Below are 12,510 nucleotides of genomic sequence, written 5' to 3'. Positions count from 1 at the left end.
ATGGCAACAGTTAATCTTATTGAAGTATCGAAGACTGTTGGGTTTTCAACAGTTCTGGATAAAGTAAATGTTAGCATCAAAAAGGGGGAGTTTGTAGTTATTGTTGGGCCCTCCGGATGCGGAAAAACTACTTTATTACGTTTAATTGCTGGTTTGGATAATGTAAGTTCAGGCTCAATTTTAATCAATAATCAATGCGTCAATGAAATACCCGCCGCCAAAAGAGACATGGCTATGGTTTTTCAAAACTATGCTCTATATCCCCATATGACGGTATTTGAAAATATGGCTTATGGGTTAAAAATGAGACGTTATAAGAAAGCAGAAATTAAAAAAAGGGTAGATGAAGCAGCCCAACTGTTGCATTTAACCCCTTATTTGGAACGTAAACCGCAGGCACTTTCAGGGGGACAAAAGCAGCGAGTTGCAATGGGCAGAGCTATGGTTCGTTCCCCGGCAGTTTTTTTATTTGATGAGCCTTTATCCAATCTGGATGCAAAATTGCGTACCGAAATGCGCCATGAAATTCGCCGGTTGCATCAACAATTAAACACGACCAGTTTATATGTCACACACGATCAAACTGAAGCAATGACTATGGCTGAACGTGTTATCGTACTTCATCAAGGTATTGTTGAACAAATAGGTACTCCCCAAGAGCTCTATCAAAATCCGGCAACTTTATTCGTGGCCGGATTTACAGGACAATATCCTATGAACATGGTTTCTGGAATCTTCGATAAAAGCAGTAATACCGTGCACACGGATTTGGGAGTTAATTTTTCAATACCTGAGTTGGCTCTTGAACTTGAAGATAAAGATGAGTTGGTTTTGGCCATTCGTGCCGAGCATATTTTGCTTTGTCCTGAAAATAATTCACAAGGGATCCCCATCCATATTGAATTTATAGATGATATGGGGGCTGACAAATTGATCCATGCAACATGTGTCAAAAATGGTCAGCGTCTTAATTTGCGCGTCACAGCGGATCAATTACTAACGAGTGGACAACTCAGTGTTGAGTTTCCTAAAATTAAATTACATCTTTTTCATCGTACTTCTGGAAAACGTATTGGAGAATGGCGTGCGTAAAGAAAAAAACAAACTAAAACCAATTGATACCCCGGTCTATGGTTATTGGTCTGCATTGTATATGTCTTTCTATTCACGGCGTCTGTATATTGATGTTGGAAAACGTTGGCGGGGACTTGCTCTTCTTTATCTCTTATTGACCATAGCCTTATGTTCCATTCCATTTTCATTAAGAATGAGCTTCAGTCTGAATCAATCTTTTAAAGAGCAAATCACTGATCCTTTATCAAAAATTCCTGTTTTTTATATACAAAATGGAGAGGTTTCTTTTGATAAGCCCATGCCTTATTTGATTAAGAATGATCAAGGAGAAGTCGTTGTTATTATTGATACTACAGGAAAAATTAATGATTTCCCCGCAGATTATCCTTACCTTACGATTTTGATTAATAAAAACAAAATTTCTCTTAAAGTCCCAAGTCTTAAATTGTTTAATATGACGGATTCAAAACCCAGTAAAGGCGCTCCTTTAGTTCAAACCTTTGATAAGGGGACGAACCTGGTATTTGATGGTAAAAAACTTGCAGAAGAAAACTCGATTAAAGAATTAAAATATTTTTCACAATTGATGATTTATCCTATGGTTGTCGCAATATTCTTCTCAATTTTTATTGTTTTTTTCTTAGTGTTGGCATTTTTAGGGCAAGTCTTTTCAACTATATTCTTCTCTTTTAATGTGAGCTTTTTTCAATCAACCCGGCTGTTAATTGTTGCAGGAACTCCTATGTTATTACTGCTACTTATAATGCTCACACTCAATTCAATTTTTCAGGGATCAGGATTCATTTTATTTGCATTACTTATTGCTTATTACAGTTTTGCTCTTCATGCCCTGCGTGCAGAAAGTAGGCATCTTATAAATTTATAAATTATAAAAAATTCTTTGAAACATTTCTAAAACAGATGCAAATTAGATTAAATTAAATAAAATAAGCTCGCTGAATCAAAGTATGAGTCAGCGAGCTTTTTGGTACCTATTGAGTAGTGCCCAAAGGATTTTTCCATGTGTGCGCAACATCCACTTCTTTGATATCCAGCTCTTCAGTGAGAATGTGAGCCTGGGTTCCACACCTAAAAAATGGGACACCGCTGGTGAAAACAGATTTTTTTGTGCTTCCTACTTCCAAATCAGGCGACAGCAGGGATTTAATACTTTTTATAGCTACTCCAATCTCCATACCCTCAATACGTTGGCGTAAACTCTTAGTAACTTTTTCACTCGCTTCTGTACCATCAAGAATAAAATTAACAACATCATCGAGAGAAGCCGCTTTATCTAATTTTTTAAAATTATTTAAAATTGCTTTCTGAATTGTCTCATTTTTAAAAAAATCACTGCTTTCTTTATCATGAAAATGATCCACCTCATAGCGCCAAGCAATCCATTTAGCAGCATCAGCAGGATCGCGGTATGCTCTTACTACCGCTTTAGGATCTTGACTGGTTGGAAATGGAATCGTTATATATTTTTCTCCTTTGGTTAATCCTTCATACAATTTGTCGACGGTATTATCAGGTAACCATTTTTCGTCATAATTTTCAGGTGAAGCAATAATAACTACTGGGATTCCTCTCTCTAAGCCATTTAACATTTCAATTTGTGTCCAACGTCCAGCAGGTTCAATTACTACCATCGAAGTACACATGCTCGCTAAATATGGAGAGTCTTGTCCCCAGTCTACATTTTCAACAATGAATTGAGTGCGAGAGCCATGACACTCTTCCGTTTTGACCGGATCGCTATCGTTGAGAAGGAAATGTTTAGTCCGGGAATGCATGGTGACTGCGTCGGTACTTCCTCCCTCCGGCATCACGGTGATGGGAGGGAAAAATCCACCGCCAGAATGGGTATCATGATCATGGATTAATCCATATAAATGTCCCATATAAGTCATGCCAACTTCTCTTGGTGTTTGCTTTTGCCCAGACCAACCTCCATTTACTGTAGTAAAGGCTAATTTTTTGTTTTCAAGCTCTTCGATAACACCGTCAATAGCTCGAGCGGCATAAGAGGCGCGTTGTTGATACATCAACTTGGTTTTTCTTTCTTCAGGTCCTTTTTGTGTTACTTCTTTTTCTTCCAAATGATCGGGGAAATTTCGTGCAAATCCTAATAAACCAACGCGCTGGATATGCATTTCATTCAGTGATTTTATAGTGGATCCAAGAGTAATATTTTTTTGTTTGACAAGAGTATTCTCCTTGTCACCATAAAATGCATAAACGCTCTCTAGATCGGGATTCAACACAACACAAGGGTCAGCAATTTTAAGTTGAGGCTCACCCTTGGGGTCATATGAAAAAAATATTCTCGTACAATCTGGTGGAGCAGAACAAAATTGATATGAGAAATTAGTTTCTCCCTTTAGGGAGTTGGGAGGAGTGACAGTAACATTCCACATTTCAAAACGAGATATGGACTTCAATTGGGCCATCTCTTTAACGAAAATGTTGAATTTCATTAAATCGAGGGCTTCTTTTGACTCTGGCGAATATCCTTTCTCTTCACATATCTTTTTATTTTTATCAAGCAGCTCCAAAACTTCATAAAAGGATGGCTTGTCAAATCCCTTTAAGCGTTGTTCTTTCCTTAAATTTTCTTTAAAAATTTCAGAAAAACCCATTATTTTGTCTCCGCGTACAACAATATTTGTTTTTGATTAGATCGTGATTTAAATAAGTAAAATTAATAAAAATCGACATGGGCAGTAATCAATATTGTTTGTTTTAATTAACTACTGTCTTTTTATTTTACATATCAATTATTAAGGCATTGTTAATTTCGATATAATTTTGAACAGATTTAAGATGATTTAGTTAAGGATCTGCAAGCAGTCCTATTTCTTCGCTATTTAATTGTCATGTTGTACGGTACGATAATTAATCAAAACTAAACCATATTGATGAGTTTTAGATCTGCATCGCTTTTCAATAGAATGCCAGTGTGTTATTATAAGAGTTTAAATTTTATTCAGTGAGGATAAAAATGAAGATTTATTGTCAAACAAATAACAAAATAGGATTTTTTTCAAAAGCTCAAGATCAATCTATTCGTGATCAAACTAAAGTGCATTCTCTTTTAACAGGGCGTAAAGACACAATGGATGAGGCTTATCTTGACCAAAGGGAAGTAAGTATGATGATTAAATATAGCCCTGGGGCAAGAGCACAAGAAATTGCACAGTTTATAGATCAAGAAGGAAGTGTGGTTATTCATCCTTTGAAAGAAGAATTTAAAGCGGAATTAAGAGCCAGAATATTTAATAATAACCAAAACCCAACACCACATAACACCCATGATAATCCCGATAATAATGTTTCCGCGCTCTCTTTATCCTAACAGCAACTTTACTCTGACAGGTACTCTTTTAAAAAGATATCTGTCAGAATAAATCTCGTCTCAAAAATTTCTATCCCAGATGTCTTCTTGAACAAAGGCTTTAAAAAATTGTTGCCTGGACGACAGCGGTTGAGTTTTTGGGTAGTTGCATTCTGTCTTTCAAAATCTGCCAATCAGTCTCGGCATATACAGTCATACGTATGCGATATAACATTACTTCAACTACTATACTAAGATTAAGCGTATAAAACATAAGTTGTAGCCAATTTTTTTCAACTTGAACCGTGACGGTTCATTGGGCATAAGTCTAAGCATTGCAAACTCGTTTTTACTTGCTATAAGAATCGTTATATTATTAGTTTGTTCCATTTATCAATGAGTTAGGAATGGAGGGGGCTTTAATTTGACCATCTACTTGAAGCTGTGGGCAAGCAGGCTACACGTAGGCGGAAGGTGAATTGTCAACACACTTAGGTTGGGGATTCTGGATTATTTCTAGGGATTTCTACTGGTAGCAATGCAAATGGTGACTTTATGAAAGAGATGATTCATTTTGCGCATGGAAATGGCTTTCCAGCTTTATGTTATAAACAAATGTTGGATAGCCTCGAGAATGAATTCGATTATTGTTACATCGACAGACTTGGCCATAATCCTTTATTTCCTGTGAGCGAAAACTGGCACAATCTTGTTTCCGAAGTCATTTTCAGTATTAAAAAGCAGGCTAATCAACCTGTAATTGCAGTAGGCCATTCTTTGGGAGGAATTTTAAGCTTATTGGCAGCAATTGAACAACCCGAATTATTTAAAGCGGTCATTATGTTGGACTCACCTTTAATCGGAACTTTCAAATCAAGTATGGTTCGTTTGGCAAAAGCACTTGGCATCATTGATCGGGTTACGCCGGCATTTAGAACTCGAGGTCGTCGTATGTATTGGAAAAATCATGATCAATTAATTGACTATTTAAAAACACGAGACTTATTTAAAACCTTTACGGATGCCTGCTTAGATGATTACATTACCTACGGTTTAGAGTATAAAGAGGATGGATATTATTTACGCTTTGATAGGCATATTGAATATCAGATTTATCGAACCATTCCACATGTCATTCCAAATTATGAAGGTAAATTATTAATTCCGTCGGCACTAATTTATGGTGACAAAACTACTGTGGTTGGTAAAATGGATGTGCGTTACATGGAAAAGTATTTTAATGTAACAAGTTATAAAACTAATGGGACCCATTTATTTCCCATGGAGCACCCTGAAGTTGTGGCAAAGCAAATTATAAAAATTGTGTCTGGTTTAAACTTAAATTGAGTCTGTTTACAATTCGCTAAGCTGAAGTAGAGTAGAATTGTTAACACACTTTAGTACTTGTGGCCAGAAGGCCCAAAATTAAGGAGAATAATGTGCTACACGCTATTTTAGTGCTCATAGTCATTGGGGCTGCAGGGATATTGCTAACAAGGCAGGCAGCAATTTCAGTGTGGGCTATTAGCTTTGGTTTATTTAGTGCTCTTGTTTTCTATTATGGCTCTCCTGGTTTAACAACAAAAATCATTCTTATTTTAGTTGAGCTCGCTTTAATTGCAGGCGCGATAAGACCTTTAAGACGAACCTTATTATCCAAATATTTTTTTAAAACCGTAAGTAAAGCCATGCCAGCTATGTCTGCGACTGAAAGAGAGGCACTAGAGGCGGGTACTGTAAGTTGGGAAGGTGATTTATTTAGCGGAGCCCCGGACTTTTCCATACTGAGAAACGCACCTACAGTCCGCTTGACGGAGGAAGAGCAAGCTTTCCTTGATGGCCCTGTAAACACCTTATGTGCAATGATTGATGATTGGAACATTACTCATAATCTTACCGATTTGCCTCCAGAAATTTGGCAATTTATCAAAGACAATCGGTTCTTGGGTATGATTATTCCTAAGCAATATGGTGGTCTGGAATTCTCTGCTACTGCGCAAATGTCAGTTTTAGTAAAAATTTATGGCCGTTCAATTACAGCGGCTACAACTATATCTGTACCCAATTCTTTAGGTCCAGGAGAGTTATTACTTAAATATGGAACTGAAGAACAAAAAAATTACTATTTGCCACGATTGGCTGATGGACGGGAAATCCCCTGCTTTGCTTTGACAGGACCTAATGCTGGCTCTGATGCCGCATCGATACCAGACAAAGGCGTAGTATGTCATCAAGAAATTAATGGTCAAAAAGTATTAGGTATTCGGTTAAATTGGGATAAGCGTTACATTACCTTATGCCCAGCAGCTACTGTAATCGGGTTAGCATTCAGATTATTTGATCCAGATAATTTGTTGGGTAAAGGTGAAGATGTAGGTATAAGTTGTGCGTTGATACCAGCAAATACCCCTGGTATTACAAAGGGCCGCCGTCATTTCCCTCTGAATACAGGCTTTTTAAACGGTCCGACTCAAGGTAAGGACGTATTTATTCCCATGGATTACTTGATCGGTGGTGTTTCCATGGCCGGCTGTGGTTGGCGTATGTTAATGGAGTGTTTGAGTGCTGGGAGAGCAATTTCCTTACCTTCGAGTGCTAATGGAGGTGCGCAAGCCGCTGCTTTAGCTTCTGGAGCTTATGCACGCATTCGCAAACAATTTAGCCAACCAATAGGAAAGTTTGAAGGAATTGAGGAACCTTTAGCTCGGATTGCAGCGAACACTTATATCATTGATGCAGCATTAACAATGGCTGCGGCTGCAATCGATAACGGAGCCAAACCTTCTGTTGTAGGTGCTATATTAAAATACCATACTACTGAACGTGCAAGACAAGTGTCGCTTGACGCGATGGATATTCATGGTGGAAAAGGGATTTGTCTCGGTCCTAATAATTACTTGGGTAGAGGATATCAGGGATCTCCCATCGCCATTACTGTCGAAGGTGCAAATATATTAACTCGAAGTTTAATTATTTTTGGCCAGGGAGCAATTCGATGTCATCCTTATGTGTTTAAGGAACTTGAAAGTATAAGAAATAATAATTTGGTTGAATTCGATAAGGCATTTTTTGCCCATGCTGGATTTGTGATTGCTAATTTTACTAAGTCAGTCATTTTTGCTTGGACTGATGCACACATGTCTAAAGCACCAGTGAGTAGTATGAAGCGTTACTATCAACTCGTGCATAAGTACAGTGCTAACTTGGCTTTTCTTGCAGATTTCTCGATGAGCGTTCTGGGTGGCAACTTAAAGCGTAAAGAAAAATTATCTTCTCGTCTTGGCGATATGTTGAGTGCATTGTATTTGACTTCAGCAGTCTTGAAACGGTTTCATGACGATGGTGAACCTAAAGCCGATTTACCTTTAGTTGAGTGGAGTTGTCAGCAATTATTGCATGAGTGTGAAATGGCAATGCATGGTGTTATTGTGAATTTTCCAGCACGTTGGGCACGAGTCGTTTTACGCTTGATTATCAAACCATTAGGTAATCGAAGAAACAAACCGAATGATCAACTAGGTCATAAATTAGCTAGAATATTAATAGAACCTGGTGAAACGCGTTCACGTATAACTCGTTTGGTTTACAGTAAAGCGGGTGAGAATTGTCCTTTGGGTCGCATGGAGGAGGCTTTCCATAAAATTTGCGCTGCTGATGAGTTAGAAAGAAAAGTAATGAGAGCAGTAAAAGATAATGTTTTAAAGTCACTTACCTTGCTTGAGCAGATCAATGAGGCTTTAGTATGTGGATTGCTAACTGATGCAGAAGCCAAGCAATTAAAAGAAGCGGAATTGGCTCGACAAGATGTGATTAAAGTAGATGATTTCGATGATGAGGAGTTACGACGCCCATCATCAGTAAAATCAGCTCGAAGCAAAAAAGTTGTTGTGAATAAAGATGATATAGAGTCAGAGATGATTTAACTTTGAATTTTGTATTATTCAATGTGGGTTCATTGCTAGTTCAAAAATAGTTTAGTCTGGGTGCGCAGGGAGACTCATATGATGCACTCAGGCTATTCTGGTCTATACTTAGACAAAGTCATTCAGTCAAAGCGATTATAGTCTAAAGAATATTTTTCCTTGATATTGGCAATGATTTAAAAATATGGAGGTTAGCATGAAAAAAAGTTCAGTTAAGAACACGATCATGATGACCCTATTGATGAGTTGTTTTGTATTGTTAGCATCCATATCGACTATGACCTTCGCAGATCCTCCCACTCAAGTTGCTCGTCTAAGCTATATTAACGGGACTGTGAGTTTTTTACCCGCAGGAGAATCACAGTGGGTAGGTGTTACTCTGAATCGACCTTTAATTTCAAATGATCAACTATGGTCAGATACAGGCTCTATTGCTGAAATGCAACTGTCTGGGGCCACTGTCCGTGTTGGAAGTCAAACAGCATTAAAAATTTTGAATTTAAATGATGAAATAGCGCAGTTTCAAATCGAACAGGGAACTCTTGTTTTAAGTATCAAAAAAATCAATTCCCAACAATCATATGAAGTGGATACGCCGAATTTAGCTTTTGTAATTACTGAGCCTGGATATTATCGTTTCGATGTCATAGCAGAAGACAATATGACTACCGTAAGTGTGAGAATGGGGCAGGGAACAGCTTACGGAGAAAGTACATCCAAGATGATTAGTGTGGGTAACTCATGCAGTGCCACAGGGACTAACTTAGATAATTTTCAATGTACTACACTGGGTGTAGCATACGATGATTTTGAGAGCTGGAGTTTAGAGCGTGATAAAATGGCAGGAACAGTCTCTACTCAATATATTTCACCAGATACTATAGGCTATGAAGATCTCGGTAATTATGGTTCATGGACTGAAGATCAACAATATGGTCCCGTGTGGTATCCTAATAATGTGGAGTCAGATTGGGCACCTTACCAAAATGGTCAATGGATATGGCTAGGCCTTTGGGGCTGGACTTGGGTGGATAATCAACCTTGGGGATTTGCACCATTCCACTATGGTCGTTGGGCTTTCGTTAGGAATCGATGGTGTTGGGTCCCTGGACCTATAGGTGCTCGTCCTATGTATGCACCTGCATTAACCGTATTCATTGGCGGCAATAACCCTCAATTAATGATAAATGGTGGATATGGTATTGGCTGGTTTCCTTTAGCTCCAGGAGAACCTTATATCCCTCCTTATCACGTTAGTCGAGAATATTTTACTGCGATCAATTTGAGTAATACCGTTATTGATGCTAGGTTCATTAATAATATTTATAAAAATCAAAACAAGGTAATTAATTATAGAAATGAACACCTTGCTAATGGAGTAACCGTTATATCATCTGATGATTTTATTAATTCAAGAATAGTAAATAATCTTCGCTCACGTATCCCTAATCATATTCTCTTTAATGCTGCGCAAACTCATGTCGCACCTATTGTGCCTCGACCTGCTAGTCTATTTGGAGGAAAGGGATTTACACAGGCGATACCTCCAGCACAAATAATATCAAGACCAATCATAACCAAAACTCAGCCTCCTTCAGCAACGCCTTCTTTCTCAGAAGTAAAAGCGTTTTTGTTAAAAAATGGCGGCAGACCTTTGAGTCCAGCAGAAGTTCAGAATATAAGTACTGGAAAATTAGGTATCATAAAGCAATCACCTCCAGTAACTGTTCATCCATTACCTGGTCAAGTTCCGGGTGGGCAATTAGTTCCGAATCCACCGAATCCCAAAACGACGCCTGGTCTAAATGTTCAACCAACCCAAAATATTCAACCTGGACTAAATGTTCCTCCTGGCATAAATGTTCAACCCGGCCCAAAAGTTCATCCTAGTCCAGCCGCTCAGCCTGGTCCAGCTGTTCAACACGGTCCAAAAGTCCATCATGGTCCAAAAGTCCATCATGGTCCAATGGTTCAGCCTGGTCCAATGGTTCAGCCTGGTCCAATGGTTCAGCCTGGTCCAATGGTTCAGCCTGGTCCAATGGTTCAGCCTGGTCCAATGGTTCAGCCTGGTCCAATGGTTCAGCCTGGTCCAACTGTTCAGCCTGGTCCAACTGTTCAGCCTGGTCCAACTGTTCAGCCTGGTCCAACTGTTCAGCCTGGTCCAACTGTTCAGCCTGGTCCAACTGTTCAACATGGTCCAAAAGTCCATCATGGTCCAATGGTTCAACCTGGTCCAGCTGTTCAACCCGGTCCAAAAGTCCATCATGGTCCAATGGTTCAACCTGGTCCAGCTGTTCAACCCGGTCCAGCTGTTCAACCCGGTCCAAAAGTCCATCATGGTCCAATGGTTCCACCTGGTCCAACTGTCCAACCGAGTCCATCTGTTCAGTCTAAACCGTATGTTCATCCTGGGCCAAACGCTCAACCTAAACCCTATGTTCAGCCAAAGCAGCAATAGACTTTAGTCATCAATTCTACTGCAGCTTTTTTCTGCGGAGTTCTAAAAGAGTGTAAAGTTAATCAAAGAGTATGCGTTAAGAAGTGTTTAATCATATAAAACGAAGTAAACCAATATGAGTCTACAACTAAGTTTTCGAAAAGAGATCAGTATCAACTTAGGAAAAACCTAAAAAAGTTCTATGTTTTAGGGAACAAAACTAATGATTTAGAATGGATTATTATTCCGGTAAACGTGACCCTGAATAATGTCTCTTATTCCATGTTTCAATAACATTTTCTGAAAGTCTTTAAGCGTTTTCCTTAACCTCATCTGGCATAGTGATGTTTAATTCAAGCACTGAGTTATCGCCCATGCGTTCAAGATTCACACTGACTTGATCTCGAGTGACATGGACATATTTCGCAATAACAGCGAGAATTTCTTCTTGAAGCTTTGGTAGGTAGTCAGGTGTATTGCGTTGTGAGCGTTCATGAGAAATGATTATCTGTAAACGTTCTTTAGCAACTGATGCTGTAGCAGTCCTTCTACGCAAGTAATTAAAAATACTCATACCGTCACTTCCTCCTTGTTTTTACTGAATAAGCGACGCAATAATCCCTTACGATCACTACTTATGAAGCGCATTGGTCTCTCTTCGCCGAGAAAACGGGCAATTGCATCTTGATATGCAATACCTGCGTCACTTGTTTCGTCAAGAACTACGGGTGTACCTGTATTTGACGCTTTAAGCACTGACTTTGATTCTGGAATAACGCCAATTAATGGAATGGCCAATATTTCTTTTACATCTGTTACTGAAAGCATGTCACCACGCTCGACACGTTCTGGGTCATAACGTGTTAATAATAAATGTTCTTGAATTGGTGATTTATTTTCAATAGCTCTTTTAGTCTTACTTGCAAGAATTCCTAGTATCCGATCGGAATCGCGTACAGAAGAAACTTCTGGATTCGTTACAACGATTGCATGGTCAGCAAAATACATAGCCATTAATGCACCTGTTTCAATTCCAGCAGGCGAATCACAAATAATAAAGTCAAAATCCTTTGAAAGATCATTAAGGATTCTTTCAACTCCTTCGAGTGTTAATGCATCTTTATCACGTGTTTGTGATGCAGGAAGGATACAAAGGTTTGGGATACGTTTGTCTTTAATTAAAGCTTGATTGAGGTTTGCTTCGCCATTTATGACATTAATAAAATCATAAACGACTCGTCGTTCGCAGCCCATGATAATATCAAGGTTTCTTAAGCCGATATCAAAGTCAATAACCACAGTTTTGTGCCCTAATAGAGCAAGTCCTGAAGAAATAGCCGCAGAAGAAGTAGTTTTTCCTACTCCACCTTTGCCAGATGTAATTACAATTATTTTAGCCAACGCTGAACCCTTCCTATTTTTTTTGATTCAACACAATATTTAACCAACAGTGTACACGTTAATCGATTAATAATTCAAGTAGTGCAAGAGTGATCTGTGGAAAAACATTTTCCAAAATTGAGTGAGATAAAAATAATTTTTAATCTATTTTTTACGTTTCATCGTGTGCTTTTAGCTTAACAATAATCGATTAAAAAAGGTTAAACTAGGACTCAAGCATAAAGGCACTGGATTTTTGATGGGAACAGCTAAAAAGTCTTATAATTATAAGGGATTATTATGTTTATTGTAAATTATCTGTTTAATTTATCCACAATTTATTGTAAACTATTCGGTTA

General features: G+C 38.3%; 9 protein-coding genes. 6 read left to right on the top strand and 3 right to left on the bottom strand.

All coding sequences use genetic code 11. The annotated features are described in order from the left end of the window. On the top strand, positions 1-1,092 hold the full coding sequence (locus OQJ26_RS02270) for an ABC transporter ATP-binding protein (protein WP_265702280.1): 1,092 nt from the start codon (positions 1-3) through the stop codon (positions 1,090-1,092). Continuing rightward, on the top strand, positions 1,085-1,960 hold the full coding sequence (locus tag OQJ26_RS02265) for a DUF1189 family protein (RefSeq protein WP_265702279.1): 876 nt from the start codon (positions 1,085-1,087) through the stop codon (positions 1,958-1,960). Before OQJ26_RS02270 ends, OQJ26_RS02265 begins: the two co-directional genes overlap by 8 nt. A gap of 106 nt (positions 1,961-2,066) precedes the next feature. On the opposite strand, the gene OQJ26_RS02260 is transcribed toward OQJ26_RS02265, so the two are convergent. Then, positions 2,067-3,716 (bottom strand): hypothetical protein, encoded by a 1,650-nt coding sequence (locus OQJ26_RS02260; RefSeq protein WP_265702277.1) that lies wholly within the window; start codon positions 3,714-3,716, stop codon positions 2,067-2,069. Between the two features lie 362 nt (positions 3,717-4,078). Here OQJ26_RS02260 and OQJ26_RS02255 point away from each other — a divergent pair, with 362 nt between their 5' ends. From OQJ26_RS02255 to OQJ26_RS02240, 4 genes are all read left to right on the top strand, one after another. After that, on the top strand, positions 4,079-4,432 hold the full coding sequence (locus tag OQJ26_RS02255) for a hypothetical protein (RefSeq protein WP_265702276.1): 354 nt from the start codon (positions 4,079-4,081) through the stop codon (positions 4,430-4,432). A gap of 534 nt (positions 4,433-4,966) precedes the next feature. Next, complete coding sequence (locus tag OQJ26_RS02250; RefSeq protein WP_265702275.1) at positions 4,967-5,758, top strand: alpha/beta fold hydrolase; 792 nt, start codon at positions 4,967-4,969, stop codon at positions 5,756-5,758. 92 nt (positions 5,759-5,850) lie between these two features. Next, a complete protein-coding gene (locus OQJ26_RS02245) occupies positions 5,851-8,334 on the top strand; it encodes an acyl-CoA dehydrogenase (RefSeq protein WP_265702274.1) in 2,484 nt (827 codons plus the stop codon). 196 nt (positions 8,335-8,530) lie between these two features. Further along, on the top strand, positions 8,531-10,792 hold the full coding sequence (locus tag OQJ26_RS02240) for a DUF6600 domain-containing protein (protein ID WP_265702272.1): 2,262 nt from the start codon (positions 8,531-8,533) through the stop codon (positions 10,790-10,792). 289 nt (positions 10,793-11,081) lie between these two features. On the opposite strand, the gene minE is transcribed toward OQJ26_RS02240, so the two are convergent. Both minE and minD read right to left on the bottom strand, forming a co-directional pair. Next, positions 11,082-11,345, bottom strand: a complete 264-nt coding sequence (gene minE, locus OQJ26_RS02235; RefSeq protein ID WP_028381812.1) for a cell division topological specificity factor MinE — start codon at positions 11,343-11,345, stop codon at positions 11,082-11,084. Beyond that, positions 11,342-12,172 (bottom strand): septum site-determining protein MinD, encoded by an 831-nt coding sequence (gene minD, locus OQJ26_RS02230; protein ID WP_265702270.1) that lies wholly within the window; start codon positions 12,170-12,172, stop codon positions 11,342-11,344. Before minD ends, minE begins: the two co-directional genes overlap by 4 nt. Positions 12,173-12,510: the final 338 nt, after the last annotated feature.

This window comes from Legionella sheltonii (genome assembly GCF_026191355.1).
In the GTDB taxonomy this organism is placed as follows: Bacteria; Pseudomonadota; Gammaproteobacteria; order Legionellales; family Legionellaceae; genus Legionella; species Legionella sheltonii.
This window is presented reverse-complemented; position numbering and strand designations above follow the sequence as displayed.

Bases quoted from the DNA above. Each gene is read 5' to 3' on its own strand.
- OQJ26_RS02270 (WP_265702280.1), top strand. From the start codon at position 1: ATGGCAACAGTTAATCTTATTGAAGTATCGAAGACTGTTGGGTTTTCA.
- OQJ26_RS02260 (WP_265702277.1), bottom strand. From the start codon at position 3,716: ATGGGTTTTTCTGAAATTTTTAAAGAAAATTTAAGGAAAGAACAACGC.
- OQJ26_RS02255 (WP_265702276.1), top strand. From the start codon at position 4,079: ATGAAGATTTATTGTCAAACAAATAACAAAATAGGATTTTTTTCAAAA.
- OQJ26_RS02250 (WP_265702275.1), top strand. From the start codon at position 4,967: ATGAAAGAGATGATTCATTTTGCGCATGGAAATGGCTTTCCAGCTTTA.
- OQJ26_RS02240 (WP_265702272.1), top strand. From the start codon at position 8,531: ATGAAAAAAAGTTCAGTTAAGAACACGATCATGATGACCCTATTGATG.
- minE (WP_028381812.1), bottom strand. From the start codon at position 11,345: ATGAGTATTTTTAATTACTTGCGTAGAAGGACTGCTACAGCATCAGTT.